11 protein-coding genes and 1 pseudogene are annotated in these 18,707 nt (G+C 35.3%); all 12 read right to left on the bottom strand.

Annotated elements, in window-relative coordinates:
* A pseudogene (locus AC1DVP_RS16890) lies at positions 1-298 on the bottom strand (glycosyl hydrolase); the annotation flags it as partial.
* A 778-nt stretch (positions 299-1,076) separates the two neighbouring features.
* On the bottom strand, positions 1,077-2,564 hold the full coding sequence (locus AC1DVP_RS16885) for a RagB/SusD family nutrient uptake outer membrane protein (protein WP_477184659.1): 1,488 nt from the start codon (positions 2,562-2,564) through the stop codon (positions 1,077-1,079).
* Positions 2,565-2,596: 32 nt separating this feature from the next.
* Positions 2,597-5,902, bottom strand: a complete 3,306-nt coding sequence (locus tag AC1DVP_RS16880) for a TonB-dependent receptor (protein WP_477184658.1) — start codon at positions 5,900-5,902, stop codon at positions 2,597-2,599.
* Between the two features lie 178 nt (positions 5,903-6,080).
* Positions 6,081-7,253 (bottom strand): FecR family protein, encoded by a 1,173-nt coding sequence (locus tag AC1DVP_RS16875; RefSeq protein ID WP_477184657.1) that lies wholly within the window; start codon positions 7,251-7,253, stop codon positions 6,081-6,083.
* Between the two features lie 88 nt (positions 7,254-7,341).
* A complete protein-coding gene (locus AC1DVP_RS16870; protein WP_477184656.1) occupies positions 7,342-7,941 on the bottom strand; it encodes an RNA polymerase sigma factor in 600 nt (199 codons plus the stop codon).
* A 319-nt stretch (positions 7,942-8,260) separates the two neighbouring features.
* Positions 8,261-9,580, bottom strand: coding sequence for a sugar porter family MFS transporter (locus AC1DVP_RS16865; protein WP_477184655.1), 1,320 nt, complete (start codon positions 9,578-9,580; stop codon positions 8,261-8,263).
* Positions 9,581-9,657: 77 nt separating this feature from the next.
* Positions 9,658-10,878, bottom strand: coding sequence for a glycoside hydrolase family 88 protein (locus tag AC1DVP_RS16860; RefSeq protein WP_477184654.1), 1,221 nt, complete (start codon positions 10,876-10,878; stop codon positions 9,658-9,660).
* 108 nt (positions 10,879-10,986) lie between these two features.
* Positions 10,987-12,651 (bottom strand): glycoside hydrolase family 43 protein, encoded by a 1,665-nt coding sequence (locus AC1DVP_RS16855; protein WP_477184653.1) that lies wholly within the window; start codon positions 12,649-12,651, stop codon positions 10,987-10,989.
* Positions 12,652-12,664: 13 nt separating this feature from the next.
* The gene (locus AC1DVP_RS16850) at positions 12,665-13,858 is read right to left on the bottom strand and encodes a DUF4861 family protein (protein ID WP_477184652.1); all 1,194 of its coding nucleotides are present in this window, start codon (positions 13,856-13,858) and stop codon (positions 12,665-12,667) included.
* Between the two features lie 117 nt (positions 13,859-13,975).
* The gene (locus AC1DVP_RS16845; RefSeq protein ID WP_477184651.1) at positions 13,976-15,934 is read right to left on the bottom strand and encodes a glycoside hydrolase family 97 protein; all 1,959 of its coding nucleotides are present in this window, start codon (positions 15,932-15,934) and stop codon (positions 13,976-13,978) included.
* A 162-nt stretch (positions 15,935-16,096) separates the two neighbouring features.
* On the bottom strand, positions 16,097-17,284 hold the full coding sequence (locus tag AC1DVP_RS16840; RefSeq protein WP_477184650.1) for a DUF5013 domain-containing protein: 1,188 nt from the start codon (positions 17,282-17,284) through the stop codon (positions 16,097-16,099).
* A gap of 53 nt (positions 17,285-17,337) precedes the next feature.
* Positions 17,338-18,663, bottom strand: coding sequence for an alginate lyase family protein (locus AC1DVP_RS16835; RefSeq protein WP_477184649.1), 1,326 nt, complete (start codon positions 18,661-18,663; stop codon positions 17,338-17,340).
* Between the last annotated feature and the right edge of the window lie 44 nt (positions 18,664-18,707).

Raw genomic sequence — 18,707 nt, 5'->3', positions numbered from 1 at the left:
GAGTTGGATGATATTTAATGTTCGCAGTATCCCGATACTTCCAGTTTGCTCCTCCATCGATCGATTCTGCAATCCCAATTCGTGTTCCGTGCACCCATTTTGATCCCTCCTGAGTCATATCCGCCGCACGACGATTGGTATAAAACATAAACCATTTTTTCTCCTTTTTGTTCCAGATAATTACCGGGTCAGCCGCACCATCATAGATTGGATCACTGAATACAGGCTTGTCAGCCAATTTTCCTTTAGCTTTCTCCTGTCCAAAAGCCACACTTGACATTAAGATACCGCAAAACATCAGGAGCATACTTTTATGTTTTACTTTCACAATGGATCGTTTTATTTTATTCATTGTTATTTTACTGTTTTTACTTGTATTTTTTTTATTTAAATTTATTATTTAGGAAACCTTACTTCGACTTAACATCATTTATTGAAATTCCCAGGGGCGATTTTTTCCTCTTTTATAGCATTTCAAATAATGCAAAAAAGCAAATTGAAACACCATCATTATGGTAAAACAAAACATCATTTCCTCCAATTATCACACAAAAAAAGAAAACATAAGCATAATAATTACTGCCAATACCCAATACATGAAGAATCGGGTACCTGTCTACTGGCACGTAAATGATTTGGAAAAATTTCAATTATAAGGACCAAAATTACTGCTCCCTATCCTATCGCATATGAAGAAATAAGCACAAATAAGAAAATAGGCTCTAGTCAACCACAACAATTTACCTGAGTATCAAAATTACCTACAATGCTAATTTTTTAAGATAAATTATAATTCATTTTACATAAATTATCGCCCATTTAAAACATTAAAATTAAACGCTATTTATATTAATTCATTTTTAAGTATAAATAATTTCATTTTATAAAATTATTTGTACATTTTTTTATCATTTCCCCATATTTAAAATTAGCCAGGCTCAAAATTAACTCTGAACCTGGCTTCTTTATTTAGTAGTTTTATTTCCCTACTGGATTTGCTCTTATTTAGAAACTATGTATTATGAAATCATTATCTAATTAAAAATACACAATTCACATTTGTCAATAAAAGCATTTTATTTCACATTTGGGATTGGAGCCCAATAATAGGCATGATTAGTATCGTCCGGGTGATTGATTAAAGGTACTTCGGATGGATCACGATCAACAAGAGCTTTTGCAACAGTTTCAGTTCTAATAAGATCAAACCATCTGCTTGCAGGTTCACCTCCGGCAAATTCCCATCCTCTTTCAGCTACAACTGCAGCCTTAAAATCAGTTTGAGACAAGCCAAATGCAAGATTAGCTAAGCCAGCTCTGGTTCTTACTTCATTGATAGCAGCATAAGCAGTTGCATCTGGACCTGCAGACATAGCTTTTGCTTCGGCGTAGGTAAGCAATACTTCAGCATAGCGTATAACAGGAACAGTCATGCTTCCCCACCAATTTGACGCTGTATGAGTTGTTTTATTGTAGGAATCATCAAAACGATATTTTAAGAAATAAGGATGTTTACGTATTGTTTGCGTGTAATCCCCTGGAGTATTAGGATTTCCATTCAAAAAATATACTTTTTGATAGGTTGCATCTTTTCTAGGTCCTTCAGGAAATTTATTGTAAAATGCAATTTCAGCATATCCATCACTCCATCCTCCCTCATCTTCAGGCGCAAGACTGTTTGGGCCGCTCATATTACCGTTTTCCCATGACCAAACAGGTATGTTTGCATTGTAATAGCATCCAAAAACAGTCTCATGATTATACTTATGTTGTATATCAAACAGATTAGCACTATTAGGTTCCAAGTTATACCCCCATGTTGCTTTTGCATCAATAACTTCTTTTGCTTTATCAGCAGCTAATGCATACTTATCAGTTTGCTTAAGCGGCCATCCAGCCATGGTAAGATAGACATTGGCCAATAGTGCTTTTGCAGAGCCTTTTGTCGGAAAAACATCTACTCCATTTTGAACTCTTACACCATCCCAATGATCTGGAAGCATTGTTTCAGCCATTTTTAAATCGGCTACGATTAGCTTATAAACTTCTTCTGGTTGAGAATTAGGTAAATCAGTATAAACAACAGCTTCGGTTGGCATAGGGACAGCTCCCCAAACTCTGGTCAAAAAGAAGTAACTAAGCGCTCGTGCAAAATAAGCATAACCTCCTGCACTATTTCTTTCTGTTTCAGTAGCCTCACTAGCATTTGGATAATTTTTAATCAGTGCATTAGATGATTTAATCGCAGCATAGAAGCCGTTCCACCACACAGTCATCCTGTCATTGGATGATGTAGCATTAAATACATCAAAATCAGAATAACCAAATTTATTACCAGCTCTTTGAACAGATATATCATCAGCACCATAGGTGACAGCTAGCCCGCCAGTTTGATTAAAAGCCCCATTCACTTGAATACTCAATGCAGCAGCTGCCATATTCAAATCATTATTATTCTTATAAAAATTGGTTGGCGTAAGGCTTCCTTTTGGAGTTTCATCTAAATTATCATTGCAGGATGAAATACCAATCATCACAACAATTAAAAAAATATATTTTTTCATTTCTTTTACTTTAAGTGTTTCTAATAAATAATCTATAGCCCTATGTTAAGAGACAAAGTCACTGTTTTTGGAGATGGATATGCACCCATATCTATACCTGCGTCTGCATCACTAAATGCTGAAGTTGAAGATGCTTCAGGATCAAAGCCTTTATATTTAGTAAAAGTTATCATGTTTTGTGCACTAATAGATAATTTAATCGACGAGACTTTCAATAAATCTTTTGGCAGTGAATAAGATAGACTAATGTTTTTAAATCGTATATAACCAGCGTCTTGGAGAAAACGAGTTGACTCGACAATGTTCCTATTGGTCTTACTTCCAGGATTAGCCCAAGCTGCAGTTGTATTTTGAGGAGTCCAATAATCAGATACTTCGTTTAATGTTGGATAAGCAACATCGCTTGTAGGGACTGCTGTTGCAGCATAGGTAGCATTAAACATTTTGTTTCCATGCGCTCCTTGGATAAATACATTCAACTCGAAATTTTTATAATTAACTTTGTTATCAAATCCCCACTGATACTTAGGTGTTGCCGAACCTGAAATTACTTTGTCCTCAAAACCGATAGACTTATTGCCATTAACATCTGTATAACGGTTATCCCCAGCTTTAAAACCAAGAGTAGGATCGTCATTGCTATATATACCAGTCCAAGGAATTAAATAAAAAGACCCTAATGGCTCACCAACTTTAACTGCTTGAATCTGACTGGTAACCAATCCATTAATTGGCCCTCTTAATAATATTGATTCTTCTCCAAGACTTACAACTTTATTTTTATTAGTAGAAAAATTACCTCCGAATGACCATTTGAAATCTTTAGTTTGAATGGCAGTATAATCAACCGAAAATTCAAATCCCTTATTATTTACTTCACCGATATTTTTCAAAAATGATCCGCCTCCACTGTAATTTGGAATATTGGTAAACAATAATAAATCACTGGTGTTTTTATTGTAGTAATCAGCGGTGATGGTTAATCTATCATCTAATAATCCCATATCAAAACCTATATCTGTTTGTCTTGAGGTTTCCCATTTTACATCTGGTGTTGCTGGGTTACCTAAAGTATAACCCAAGTAAGCATTAGTGGTGCCATAAGAATAATTAACAGGATTCATCAATCCTAATGTGCTGTATGGTCCGATAGCTTGGTTACCCGTTACTCCCCAGCCGGCTCTTAATTTAAGATTCGAAAAAAGACCTAAATTTTTGATAAATGATTCTTCAGAAAGTTTCCATCCTAAACCAATGGATGGGAAATTACTCCATCTATTTTTTTCTTGAAATTTAGAAGATCCATCTCTTCTCATTGTTGCAGTTAAAAGATATTTACTGTTATAGGAGTATTCCAAACGACTCATATAGGACAAAAGCCCCCAGTTAGAGTAAAAAGAAGAAATACTTTGACTTGCATTCAGCGACAAATTGTTATATCCATTTGTTGTAGATGTTAATCCTGAACCACTGGCATTAAATCCAGATGTTTTATTAGAAGTGTTTTCAGTAACTAAAGTCACCGTTAGGTCGTGAACATCATTAAAACGTTTATGGAAATTAAGGACATTACTGTTTTGAAAAGTATATGATTCGTTCATGCTTTGACCTGACCCCATATTCCCGGGACTAATCCAGTCATTGTTTAAAAATGCTCCTTTAGAAATTTTCATATCTAATCCTGCATTGACTGTAAAACTCAACCAATCAGTAATTTTATACTTTAATTTACCATTAAAAATTCCAATATTTGAAAAATCATTATTATTTGTTTCTTTTAAAGCCATATATGGATTGGACCAAATTGGTGATACCCCTACACGGTTATATAATCCTTTTATTTCGTCATCATAAACAGACTCTGTGGGAGCCCATGTGATTCCAGACATAACAGGATTCCCTTTACTTCCCGTATCAGTATTGTTTTTAGAATTAATTCTGCTAACAAACATTCCAAGGTCTAAATTGAAACGATTACTCAATTTTATACCTAAATTAGAACGAAGTCCGAATTTCTTTTGAGAACTGTTTAAGAGTAAACCTTGCTGGTCGGTATAAAAACCAGAAATAAAATATTTAGTATTTTCATTTCCCCCTGACGCAGAAAGTTGATGATTATGAGTTACAGCATTTGCAAAAATCAAGCTTTGCCAATCAGTTGTTTTATTAGCAAATGAATCTGGATTTGAGAATATGGTTGCACCTGCAGTAACATTGGCTACTTTAGCATAAGTAACTGCATCCATCAAATCATATTTCTTCATAGGACTATTAAAACTCACAAAAGAATTATATTGAATTTTAGACTTTCCGGATTTACCGGACTTGGTAGTAATTAATATTACACCATTTGCTCCTCTTGAACCATAAATAGCAGTTCCTGAAGCATCTTTTAAAATTTCCATTGATTCAATGTCATTTACATTTACATCTTGAAATCCTAAACTGCTTAATGCAATACCATCTACAACATATAGTGGATCATTTCCGGCATTAACAGAATTTGCTCCTCTAATACGAACTTTGATTCCTCCTCCCGGAGCGCCTGAGTTATTACTTACAGAAACTCCTGCTACACGGCCTTGTAAAGCTGAAGCCGAATTCAATACAGGCTGATCTTTGTAGCTGTCAGAAGACAATGTTGTCACAGCTCCTGTTAAATCTTTACGCCTTTTTGTACCATAGCCTATAACAACGATTTCTTCTAATTTACTTGTTTCTTGCAGTAAAACAATTTTTAAATTTTCTGATTTAGAAACTTTTACTTCTTTGGTAGCAAAACCGACAAACGAAATGACTAATATACTTTCGCTATCTGAGGTTTTTAATTCAAAACTACCATCTAAATCTGTAGACGTTGCTTCTTTTGTATTTTTTACAAGTACAGTAACCCCTGGTAAAGGAATTCCATTTTCGTCAGTAATTTTACCTTTAATTATATTTTGCTGAATTGGCAAATTGGTTGATTCTTTTGCCTTTTCAACTTTAGGAATAAATGAAATTGTTTTTCCTTCAATAATCCATGTAATTGGTGTTTCTGCGAAAACTTGTTCCAGCACCTTCTCAATCGGGGCATCTACAACATTAATGGAAATTGGCTTAACATTTTTTAAGATAGCCATGTCATAGAAAAAAACATAATTAGTTTGATCTTTCATGACCGATATTACTTTTTTAAACGGCACATTCTTTCCTGAGAAAGTAATTGTTTGTGAGGACACTGCTGCTGAAACTTGAAAAGTCAGCGCAATAACTAATATGGATGTTAATTTCATAACTTTCCAGGTTTTACTAGTTAGCCAATAATTTTTTGGCTTGGCTTTTAATAATAATTTCATACTTTTGGTAATTGTTTTTGGTTAATAATGAATTCTCGTTACTGGGTTTATCTATCTATTTTTCCATCAACTGTTCCTTTTTTAGGAACAAGCCAGCAATGCTTCCAACATCTGCTGGCTTTTTTTATGGATAACAAATACATATTTTATAAAAATGGGTTTCCCCGTTCTAATCTAATTATGGCATCACTCTTAAAACATTTCCATCGATTTGAAAATGAACTTTATTCTTTTCTAAAATTTTTAATACTTGTGATAACTGTAAATTCCTTTGTATTTCTCCTTCAAATGTTCTTTCAGGTATTCCTTTTTCAAATACAACATCTACCCCATACCAACGGCTTAGTTCTCGTAAAACCATTTGAAGACTGGCATTATCAAAATAGAATATGCCGTTTTTCCACCCCATCACTTCTTCTAAATTTACATTATCATTTACGACAATATCACCTAGTTTTTGTTTTTGCGCTTGCTGTCCAGGTTTCAATAGTACTTTTTTGCCTTTCTCAGTAAGCAACACGCTTCCTTCTAAAAGAGTGGTATTTACGGTAGCTTCATCATCATACGCATTTACGTTAAAATGAGTCCCTAATACATTTACCTGCATATCATTTACCAAAACTCTAAAAGGTCTCTTTTTATCTTTGGCAACTTCAAAATAAGCTTCTCCAGTTAGGGTTACTTTTCTTTCGTTTGCCGCGAAAGAAGTTGGAAAAGTAATTGACGAAGATGCGTTGAGCCATACTTTTGTACCATCTGATAATTCCAGATTATACTGCCGCGCTCTTGGAGTGGTCATAGTATTGTATACGACTTGAGCACCACTGCCCGCTTTATATACAATCCCGCCATTCTTTTTTGAAACAGCCGTATTGTTTTGATTGGCTAACAATCCATTCCCTGCGCTATCCAAAACAATTTTAGAACCATTGGAAAGGGTCAGTATTGCTCCCATTTTTGCAGGCTCTTTATCATTACTCACCTTTGACGCTACAATTACAGGAGATTGATCTTTTTTTTGAAAAAGAACAAAAGTCCCAATACCAATAGCTACTAAAACACTTGCCGCTACCGCTATTTTTCTCCAGTTAAATAACCTTATAACAGACGACTCTTTTGTTTTTGAAGAAGCATCCATTTTCTCCCTAAGTCCTTCAATGAATTTTTTAGTTTCCTCAGGACTAATGGAAGGAAGTTCTACAGAGTCATAATTTTCTCGAAGAATCATATTCAGTTCTTCCAAATATTGGGGATCATCCAACATTACAAGTAGCATTGTTTTACCTTCAGAAGTAATCTCTCCTGAAATAAACTGCTCCATAAGTTCTTTAAATACTTCTTTTTGATACATAAATACAAGTTTTAGGGCGACCAAATGCAGGTCTCTAATTATAAAGACGAGAATTGGCAGCTAAAGTGGCAATGAAAAATGAAAAAAATTATGGAAAAAAATTTATTACCAATAAAATTATCGTTAATAAATTGACATTATAATACTTATGCATGTAGTTTCTAAGAAAATTTAATGCCTGTACCAAATGCCAGCGAACGGTTCTGGTGGCTATTCCTAATTCCTTACTGATATAGTCGGCATCTCTACCTTCCATACGGCTTAACAGGAAAACAGAGCGACGCGGTTCTTGCAAAAGTGCAGCCCCATCATTTATAATTTTGACCAATTCCTGAAACTCATATTGCTCGTCGGGCTTAAAAAATAGCTCTTGCAGCTTTTCATCTTTTAGCGAATCTGTTTCTATAAGTTTTTTCCGAATATGACTAATAATCAAATTGCGACTCGCTATAAAAAGGTAGTTCTCAAAACTGTTTACTTCAGATAGTTTTTTCCGTTTTTCCCAAATCTGAATAAAAACATCTTGTACTAATTCCTCAGCAACCGGATATGATTTCACAAAGCTGAGAGCATGCTGAAGCACCTTTTGCCAGTATTTTTCTACTAGTAAGGTATAAGACAATTCATCGCCAGCTGCAATACGCAATAGAAGAGAAGATTCATTTGAAGATATCAAATTAGTATTCATATTATAGTTTAATGCAATAAGATTAAAACAGACATAATTAAAATACCTTAAGTTAAGCAAAAAAAAACAAGAATACAAATTTACATTTTATTATTGACATGTACTTTTTTATACATATCTTATTATTAAACATAAAAACAGTTAAAAAAGCAGAGGTTAAAATATTGGAAATTTATACATTAAAAAGCCCTAAACAACCATTAGAACTATATCTGCAAATTAACTATAATCTTCTAAAAAACTACAAGTTGTACTTAAAATAATGAAACAACAAAAGAGATCATCAAGACCTCTTTTGTTAAGTTATTTTAAAACCAATTTACTTCTGCTCAAAAACTGTTTCCTGAAGTTCTTCCAATGACTTTCCTTTGGTCTCGGGCATTATAAATATTACAAAAAGGGTCTGTAGAATCATCATCAAAGCAAAAATTAAAAAAACAACTCCTGCACCAATAGTGGAGAATAAAAAGGGTATAGAGGAAGGTATAATTGCAGCCAAAACCCAGTGTGTAGATGATCCAAATGCTTGTCCGTTAGCTCTTAAGTGATTAGGGAAAATTTCAGATATAAAAACCCATATCACTGCACCTTGCCCAATTGCATGGGAAGCGATAAATAAAAATAAAAATATAGGAACAGCCATTCCTTTCCATTCTAAAAAAAAAGCTAAGGAAACCAGTCCCAAAGAAACAACATATCCGATAGAACCAATAAACATCAGCACTTTTCTTCCCAATACATCAATTAAAAAAACCCCAATAAGAGTAAATATTAAATTGGTCAACCCTATCCCAATACTGCTCATTAAAGCAGCACTCTCTTCTAAGCCTGCTTCAGCAAATATTCTGGGAGCATAATACAAAAAAGCGTTTATGCCTGATAACTGGTTGAAAAAAGCAATGAGAAAAGCCAAGATTAATGGAAATCTGTATTTTTTTAAAAAGATGGTTTCCCCTTTTTTATGTTCGCTGCCCCCAATATGCATTTCTTCGATTAAATCTTCCAATTTAGCAGTTGGATCAATTTTTCCCAATACTTTCTTTGCCTCTTCATTTCTTGATTTTGACAGCAGCCATCTTGGGCTTTCAGGAATGGTGAATACGATAAGCGTATAAAAAAAGGCCGGAAATGCCATCACTCCTACCATCCAGCGCCATGAATTTTCTCCAGCATCTCTCAGCAAATAATTAGATAAAAAAGCTACTAATATTCCTAAAACAATATTAAATTGATACAAAGAAACTAAACGTCCCCTGTCTTTTGCTGGCGCAATTTCAGATACATAAGTTGGTGCAGCTATGGTAGAAGCCCCAATTCCTAAACCACCCATAAAACGAAAAAAGGCAAAAGTAAATGGATCATTAGCTAAGGCCGACCCTATTGCAGAAACTAAAAACAACACCCCAATCCAAATCAATGTTTTCTTTCTACCGATTTTATTTGTCGGGAGACCCCCAAAAATAGCGCCGATTACGGTTCCCCATAATGCCATTGCCATAACCACAGAACCATGAAAAACGTCCGAAGTATGCCATAATGCCTGTAATTTTTTATCCGCACCTGATATTACCACAGTATCGAAACCGAACAAAAATCCAGCTAAAGCGGCTGTAACAGACCATAAAAATATTTTCTTCATAATTGATAATTTTAAATTTAATGTATATTGTTTGGTTAGTAAAAAGCGCGTTAACTAATTAATATCTTACCAGCTTGTTAATGTCTAAGAGGTGCAAATAAATCTTTTCCCTCTTTTAGCTTTTTTAAACGCAATAAAGCTTCTATGTAATAATAATCAGCATATATAATTGAATAATCAATCTCGCTTTTATTAGGATAATGCCCCGTTGAATGTAATAAAAAAGCTGAATTTACATTACCGCTTTGATATCTTTTACTAGACAATTCTGCCAACATTGCTTCAGCTTTACCCAAATAAGTCTTGGCTAAAGCTTTGTCTTTTGTATAAGTCGATAATTCTATAAGTCCTGATGCTACCAGTGCTGCTGCCGAAGCATCTCTTGGTTCATTAACAATTTTAGGTGCATCAAAATCCCAATATGGTATTAAATCTTTAGGCAAACGATCTAAATAAACTTTGGCCACCTTATGTGCAAAATCCAAAAATTTGGGATCTTTTGTTTCTCTGTAAACCATTGTATAGCCATAAATCGCCCAGCCTTGTCCTCTTGCCCACATTGTTTCATCCCCAAATCCTTGATGAGTAACCGCTTTTATTTTCCTACCTGTTATGGTGTCGTAAACAACTACATGATAAACAGAATGATCTTTTCTGAATTGATTTTTCATGGTAGTTTCAGCATGCTTGACTGCCATATCATATAAAAATTTATTTCCTCCGTTTTTATAAGCTTCAAATAAGATTTCTAAATTAATCATATTGTCAATAATGGTATTGTGAGGCCAATTCATCTTTTTTACCATTTCCGGCCATGACAAAATAGTTCCCACTTTAGGATTGTATAAAGTGGCCAAAGTATCTGATGCTTTAAGTATAACATCCAAATATTCTTTATTTTTGGTTAATCGATACCCATTGCCAAAACTAGAATATACTTGAAAACCTAAATCATGATCTAGAGCTGGACTTACCGATAATGGAGTTAAAAGACGGCTGTACTTATCGGCCTGCACCTTCCATTTTGCATCTCCTGTGTATTCATATAAATACCACAATACTCCTGGCCAAAATCCACTAGTCCAGTCTTTATAGCCTACCATATTCCAATCTTTTGAGCCTGGAGCCACATTTCTGGGAATAGCTGAGCTATTTGGTAAAACGGTTAATGTTTTTTTAGCCTGTGCTACGCAATAATCTAAATTTTTATCTATACTAAAAGGTTCTTTTTCTTTTCTTTGGAAGCTTACTAATGCAATTATCAATGCAGAAAAAAGTATTATTTTTGTTTTTTTCATTTGCTTTAATTTTTAATTTTATTTTTTACCAAGAGAGTGATTACCTACATCGTCCAACTTTGCAGAAAGGAAGCCAATGCATTTATAACTTTTCTTGAATCATGTATTTCATTTTGATACTTTATACCAATCAAAATCGGCATAACTTCCCATTCTGACATTGGCTTCGCTTACCGCGAATATTCCCATTTTGGCACTGATCCATAAATCTTTTTGCGCTTTGAAAGACTCTCCAATTGGCAGAAAATGAATGCCATCTTCACTAAAGCTGAAATGACAAGCGGCGTCTGGAGATTTTACTTCCATTCTTAAAAAAACCTCATTTTTTTCGAGTTTTTTCTTTTCTACCACTTTTTCTTTGACGCCACTGATGGCATCATTACAAACTGCTTGTTTCACCCAAAAACTTCCCTCTTCAAAAGTGATTCCAACATAGGCATACGACTGTCCCATCATCAATAACCCAGCTGTTTTTCCAGTAGTTTCCCATTCAATGTTTAACTTTACTTTTGTGGTTGTGGTGAAATTTTCTGCTGGTAATTTCTGCAGCAATAAATTGGGTGCATCCCATAAATTAGGAAGCTCTTTTTTACTCATGCAAAAAAGCCTCAAAAAATCAGTTCCCGGAATTTGTGCACTCCATTTAATCGACGAATTAGCATACCATTGCCATTGCATCCCATATTTTCCATCATTAAAATCATCGCTTTCCAGTGGCATTTGAATAGGATATTGTTTGCCCACATTTGGTTTTTTGTGACTCGAAACAGGCTCGCCAATACCATTTCCATCAAAATCTTTTCCCATCAATGGCCAATCATCTATCCAATTTATAGGTTGCAGGTGCAAAACCCTTCCATAAACTCCTTTATCTTGAAAATGCACAAACCAAGAATCTCCATTTTGAGTCGATACCCAAGCTCCTTGATGTGGGCCATTTATTGCCGTACTGCCTTGTTCCAATACAATCTTTTCTTCATAAGGACCATAAATGTTTTTTGACCTCAAAACCAACTGCCATCCTGTTGCCACACCACCAGCTGGTGCGAAAATATAGTAATAGCCATCCTTTTTGTACAGTTTCGGTCCTTCAACAGTATTATGTTTATCATGGCCGTCAAAAACGTGTTTCCCTTCATCAATAACAGCAGTTCCCGAACTATTCATTTGATTAATAGTCAATAAACTGTTAATTCCAGCCCTGCTTCCAGCCCATCCATGAATCAGGTACGTTTTTTTGCCATCCCATAACGGACATGGGTCAATAATTCCTTTTCCTTCCATAACCAAAACAGGAGCTTCCCATACTCCAGCAGGATTTTTTGTTTTGACCATATAAACTCCAAAATCAGGATCGCCCCAATAGATATAATACTCATCATTATGGTATCGTATCACTGGTGCCCATACTCCTTTGCTGTGCTGGGGAACATCAAACACTTTTTCTGGTACCAGTTTATTAACTGCATAATTAATAATCGTCCAGTTCACCAAATCTTTGGAATGAAGAATGGGCAATCCTGGAACACAGTTAAAACTGCTTGCGGTCATATAATAATCATCCCCCACGCGAATCACATCGGGATCGGAGTAATCTGCATGCAGAATCGGATTGATAAAAGTTCCATCTCCTTGATCAGATTTCCAAACCTCAGACACATAATGTCCCGTTTTATTTTCTTGATGAACAGGGGCACTATTTTTTTTATCAATAGAACTACATCCATTGATAATCAAAATACTTACACCCAGAAAAAAACTTTTACTTCTCATTATTAGCTTATTATTAAATTTTAACAGATAATGGATTTTGAATTGCTTGTGATTGTTTTTCCAGCATCGCGTCCCAATCTTGTACAGATTGTACTTGACCGCTTCCTGTCCAAGCAAAACCAGCATAATAAGTCAATGTACTATTCTTGGGTGCTGTTACCACCAAAATCTGGCTTTGGTCTGCAGTTTTAGAATGATGATTTAGCGCCGTTTTTACCACGCTCGGATCTATAACAATTCCTTCTCCCACGAAAGAATCGTCGATAGGTTCCCAGTGACGAAAAATTCCATTTTTGGCATTTATGGCAACCACTCCTTTTTCTTTATGCAGCGTAATTCCTAAAGTACAGTTTGGTATTTTATTTGTTGAACTTATTTTATCTTCAAATTTTGAAAAATTAGAACCTAAGTCAAGAGAAATTCGTTTGGTTTCTTTAACTCCATATTTACTCCAAGGTGCGTAATCCAATTCAAAAATGGTACGTAAAGGTCCTTTTGCAATTACTCTGTACTGCGTATAGTTTTTAGAAATGTACAAACTATCATTTTCCCAAATTCCTGTCCCGCCCGTACCTCTACTGCTTCCCACGTGATAAGGGTCATATCCTTCGCCGTGCTCAATATGATAGTAACCTGGCGCTGCAACATTTTTGGCATACCAGGAATCAATGATGGAATAATTTACTTTTTTCAACCAGAGATCTATTCCGCTTGAAAGCGTACCGCCTTCTTTTCCTTCCTCTACCAAGCGTTGGGCTTCCGGACCATAAGTACGAAAAGCCACTCTGTCATTTTCCCATGCAAAATCATCGATTCTTTCCGGAACAAAACGGGCATAGGTAGCAGTAACACTTACGGGACTTTTTTGATTGGATTCCATGTCTATAAATAAAGTATAAGCAACTTTAGACATTGCAGGAACACTAGCTTGAAACAATAGCTCATCTGGAATTCCATCAATATTTGTATCAATTAATTGTGTAACCAATAGTTTCCCTTTTGCATCTTTCACCAATACCCTGCTAAAATCTTTAATTTTAGAAAGACATTTATAGGCATTTAAACGAATAGCTACGACTTCATTTCGATCAAAATGAAGCTTGTTTTCAACAACTACCTTTTTGTTTAGTTTATTTTCATTGTCAAAACTGGAAAACAAAACAATGATTCCCAAAAAACAGCTGATATTCTTTATGCTTAATTTCATGCTACTTAATTATTTAAAAACTATTCGAATTATAATGCTCCACTGAACATTAGACTATGACATAAATCTACTGGTGTGAAATGAGGGTTTCATTTCCAAAGGTTTCGCATTTTGGGTTTAATTCTTTATTTCGCTAATCCAAATGGCAGCACCGCCAGAAGCTTTAAGATTTAATTTAATCTTGTCTCCTTTTTTAATGACAATATCTTTAAGTGCAACTTTTGTTTTAGTCTGAATATTTTCATCATCTTGATAGAATCTGGCTTTGTATTTTTTATTGGCATCCAGAAAATTAAAGTCCAATTCCAAAGTGCGCGCCTCATTATTAGTAATACTTCCCACAAACCAATCTTTTCCTGATTTTCTTGCGGTAGTAATGTATTTTCCAATTTCACCGTTTAGTACTTTGGTATCATCCCAAACTGTTGGGACTTTATCAAAAAATTCTATTTCAGGTTCTCCCTGATAAGCCGATGGTTGGTCATACCAATACAAAAACTGAATAGGACTATAATAAACCACTGATAATGCTAATTGATGTGCATGCGTATTTTTAATCGCCTTAGAATAATAGGCGATTGTATAATCAGCCGGGCCTGCTAAAAATCGAGTAAATGGCAAAATGCTGTTATGGTTAGCATCGGGCATTTCTTCGTTCCCACGAATTCCTTCCTGTGTCATTAAATTAGGATAAGTACGACTGAAGCCAGTAGGTCTATACTCATCATGTATATCTACCATCATGTCATATTCGGCACACTTTTTTACCGCTTCATGCAGCCAAGTAGTCCAACGCTGATTTCCTACTTGCACAAAACCAAATTTTATCCCTTTGATGCCCCATTTTTTATATAATGGTAAAATCGTATCTAATTGCTGTATCAATGCACGCTGATTAACATATACCCAAAGCCCGATTCCTTTAGCAGCACCATAAGCAGCCAGTTCAGGAATATTGAGGTCTTTTGTTTCTGAAACAGTAGTAGCATCTGAACTCATTTTCATTTCAGATCCATACCAACTGGCATCAAGATGAATATATTGCAATCCTCTTTCAACTGCAAAATCAACACATTTTCTAGCATCAGCCTGGGTTAATTTTGCTACGCGCATCACTTTTCCTGGTTTAATCCAAGACATGTCTTTTAATTGACTTTCAGGATTTAAATTCAAAATAATACTGTTATTAGCAATCAAATCAGTTGCTTTATCTGCAGCCATAATTACACGCCAAGGAGTAGAATAAGCCGGAATTACATCAACACTGCTATAAATTGTAGCCTGAAGTGTATTAGGTTTAGTCTCGTTCAAACTAAATTTCATTCGAGCGTAATCAGTCATTTGTGCTTCGGCAAGAGCCACAGTTAACCCATTACTAAGCTTCATTGTTAGCGGGCGTTCACTTTGTCCTTCCCAATCTTTTAATGGTAACAAAGAATAAGGCCCCTGTGCCCATGGCTCATAATATGCTAAAGTTCCTTCAGGCATTGTAAATTGAGTTTGCTCCCCTGCTATATGAAGAAACAAACCGTTAGTTGGTTCAGGAAAATGATAACGTATTGCAATACCTTCATTATAAGCACGAACTACTATATTCATAAAGTATCCCTTGCTTTTATCATAACCATCTGTAGCCGCTTTTTTCGTCTCGTCTCCTTTACTAAAAGACAAAATCATTTCGTTATAGTTATTACGAATGAAATTGTTTTCCCCGTATATAGGTTTCCAAGTCTGATCAACACTATTTCTTTGAACATCTTTAAATTTCAAATTTTCTCCCCATACTTTGCAAGTGTCATTTGGCACAGCAAGAGCAGATTCAAAAGTTTGATTTTCTATTAACACACCTAATTCTGACTCCAGCACAACTGTTTTGCCTTTAAAATTCAAACGATAGCTAAGACTATTTGCCCCTGAAACATCCTGCTTTTGCTGTATAACAAACTCATAATTTTTATCAGGGGAAGACAGTTTTTTTTCAAACGTTTGATTTAAAGCTGAGTCTTGAGCAAACATCTCTATACTAATAAAAATCAATAAAAAGACTATTAAAATTATTTTTTTACTATAAAACATTCTTTGTTAAATTTAAAAAATAAACCAACTGAGTGTAAACAACTTAACCGACACGCCTTATGTGTTAAAAAAAGGAGTACAAATAATTAACAACTATTTTTAGAATATAAACAAGGGGATAATTTGCTTAATCCCCTTGTTTTATAATTTATAAACTGTAAATTAATTTTTAACTAATTTTATATAGGATACCCAGAAGTAATTATTCACTGTCAGATTTCCTAAGAAACCGATAGAAACCACTTGAGGAGAAGTAATACTAAATGTTAAAGTTTTAGTTTCCGTAGCACGAGGCTGACTCGTTCCAACAACTGCCGGATTTGGAAGGGCCACTGAAGCTATTGCTGTAGAAAGATTAGCCAAAACCGGAATACCATTTCCACCTGCAGCTACCACACAATAAACAGAAGAGTTTGTCTGAATTTCAGAGTAAACTTTAAATGTTATAGTATAACTCCCTACTGATAAAGGCATCGAAGTTTTTTGATAAACAATTCCATCAGTAATAGGAGTATTGCCATACGTTTCCCAACAAATATTACCCACAACATTATCTGCCTTATCAGCTGTATACCCTCCATAAGTGCCTGATTTATTTTTTCCGGCAGCATTTGTAACCCATGGGGCAGCAAGAACGCCCCATCTACCGCTTACGCTTGAATTGGTAAAACCAGGTCCACAATTACCTAAAAAATAAGGGGTGATATCGCCCGATGCATTAGGGTTAACCATTGCAGGAGTCCCCGAAATCGTTAAACCTCCCATTGTAACTGTAACAAAACCAGTTTTGAAATTATCCGGAGCCACTACTGTAATCTTTGTGTCTGCAATAGTTACTATCGGAGCAACAGTACCATTAAAACTTACCACTGCTTTTGACGCATCGGTACCAAAATTAATACCGTTAATAGTTACGGTATCAACTCCAGATAGTGCAACGGTATTAATTGCATTACTTGAAACAACTGATGTAATTGCCGGGGCAGGCAAAACGGTATATTCTGCAAAAGAATCATTAAGATGTTTCCATACTTGTAAACTTACTTTTCCGCTAATTGCTCCAGCAGGCACCTGTACTACAATTTTAGTATCCTCACAGGAAACTACATTAGTAGCCAAAACACCTCCAAAATATACTTTTACGGCACCTTTTAAAGTCCCAAAATCAGTTCCTGTAATAGTGACATTGATTCCTGGATATCCAATTGCAGGGCTTATTCCTGTGGCTATTTGTTCAGGGTACTCTTGAATTCTAAAATTTGGACCTTCTTCACAGGCCGTAAAAAAGGCAAAACAAATAACCATCATAAATCCTCTGATGAGGATACTATTATTTTTAAATATTTTCATAATTCTTGTTGTTTAAATTTTATCTATTATATGAAATAATTATAATATTACTTTTAATCTCTAGTATACATAAGTGTTCCAAATCCTAATTGGTCATACCCGCCGCTATTAGGACCGTAATCGCCTCCACCGCCTTCAGGTGCAACACTATTTAATCCCATTTTTGTATATTTTGCAAAATTTTCGGAAACCTTTTTAATTTTCGTATAATGAAAATAAGGTCCACTCCACATAGGACGAGCTGTTCCCTGACTAGCACTACTAACTTGGGTATGTATTTCTACCCCGCCGCAAACACTCCAGGCATCTTTAAAATTCCTGGTGTACTCAGCAAACGGAACATTAAGCCTTGCTACATTATACTTTGCCGTATATTCACATGCTTTTAAGAAGCGGTTATTATCCAATCCATAAAAATCATCTCCCTGGTTCCATGTTAACTCGCATATATGCCCCATCAATGCAATGCACAATGTTGCATGCCCCTGGTCCCGACCGCTTTCCTGAATCTGAGCCAGACCTTCGTTTTCTCCATCAAAAACATGGTTTATGGCTTTATACCAATTCCCATTACCATCGCCTTTCTGTAAATAATTAATGGCATAATTATAAATAGATCTGTCATCTGTCAAAATACCTATTGCCAATACTGAAGTTAAGTTAGCCAAATCCCAATTGGCCCAATAATGAGATTTACAAGTACCCCAATGGGTTTCTAAAAAGGCTTTATTCAAACTGTAGAAAACATCTTTCATCCATTTTTGGTATGCTGCAAAATCATTTGGGTTCCAGCCTTGGTACCCTCTCAGCATTTCTCCGGCAATGGCAAATTGATAACCATATATCCCTGCTGCCAAAGCGGTATTGGAATCCCCGCTAATCCGTTTACAGGTCAAAGCCCATGCATTCAGAATATTGACTGCGGTTTGGGCATAAACAGCATCTCCACTTATCTTCCACCTTAATGCTAATTGATAAGCTGCAGCCGCATCATTAAAAGCACGACTATAATTATCCGGATCTGGTTCCTCTGCAGAGCCTCCTCCTCTTACCAATTTCTCAACAGGACTAGGAGTATATGTAGATTGTGCATGCGAATTAGCTTTTAATTTATTCCATCCAGACATCCATGGCTCAGCTTGCACTGCTATTTTGGCTCTTATTCTTGCAAAATCTTCTTCGGTATGAAGCCCTCCCACATGTTTCATAGGAACAGAAGGATCCAAAGTCTTAATAGTAAGTACAGAAGACGTTGGAGGAGGAGTGGTAGTATTATCATCCCCAACCGAAGGTTTTGAACATGCAAGCATCATACCTATCACACTTAAAATTAGTATTGGTATCACTAATCGGTAAAAATTAAACTGTTGTTCTTTCATAATTACTATTTTTTATAGACAAACCTTACAGGCATAAAACCTGC

The organism is Flavobacterium sp. P3_A6 (genome assembly GCF_056403035.1).
The sequence above is the reverse complement of the archived record's forward strand: the minus strand, read 5'-3'. Positions and strand labels throughout refer to the sequence as shown.

Coding starts and splice junctions, on each gene's coding strand:
- AC1DVP_RS16870 (WP_477184656.1), bottom strand. CDS start 7,941: ATGAATACTAATTTGATATCTTCAAATGAATCTTCTCTTCTATTGCGT.
- AC1DVP_RS16885 (WP_477184659.1), bottom strand. CDS start 2,564: ATGAAAAAATATATTTTTTTAATTGTTGTGATGATTGGTATTTCATCC.
- AC1DVP_RS16850 (WP_477184652.1), bottom strand. CDS start 13,858: ATGAAATTAAGCATAAAGAATATCAGCTGTTTTTTGGGAATCATTGTT.
- AC1DVP_RS16860 (WP_477184654.1), bottom strand. CDS start 10,878: ATGAAAAAAACAAAAATAATACTTTTTTCTGCATTGATAATTGCATTA.
- AC1DVP_RS16835 (WP_477184649.1), bottom strand. CDS start 18,663: ATGAAAGAACAACAGTTTAATTTTTACCGATTAGTGATACCAATACTA.
- AC1DVP_RS16865 (WP_477184655.1), bottom strand. CDS start 9,580: ATGAAGAAAATATTTTTATGGTCTGTTACAGCCGCTTTAGCTGGATTT.
- AC1DVP_RS16840 (WP_477184650.1), bottom strand. CDS start 17,284: ATGAAAATATTTAAAAATAATAGTATCCTCATCAGAGGATTTATGATG.
- AC1DVP_RS16855 (WP_477184653.1), bottom strand. CDS start 12,651: ATGAGAAGTAAAAGTTTTTTTCTGGGTGTAAGTATTTTGATTATCAAT.
- AC1DVP_RS16880 (WP_477184658.1), bottom strand. CDS start 5,902: ATGAAATTATTATTAAAAGCCAAGCCAAAAAATTATTGGCTAACTAGT.
- AC1DVP_RS16875 (WP_477184657.1), bottom strand. CDS start 7,253: ATGTATCAAAAAGAAGTATTTAAAGAACTTATGGAGCAGTTTATTTCA.
- AC1DVP_RS16845 (WP_477184651.1), bottom strand. CDS start 15,934: ATGTTTTATAGTAAAAAAATAATTTTAATAGTCTTTTTATTGATTTTT.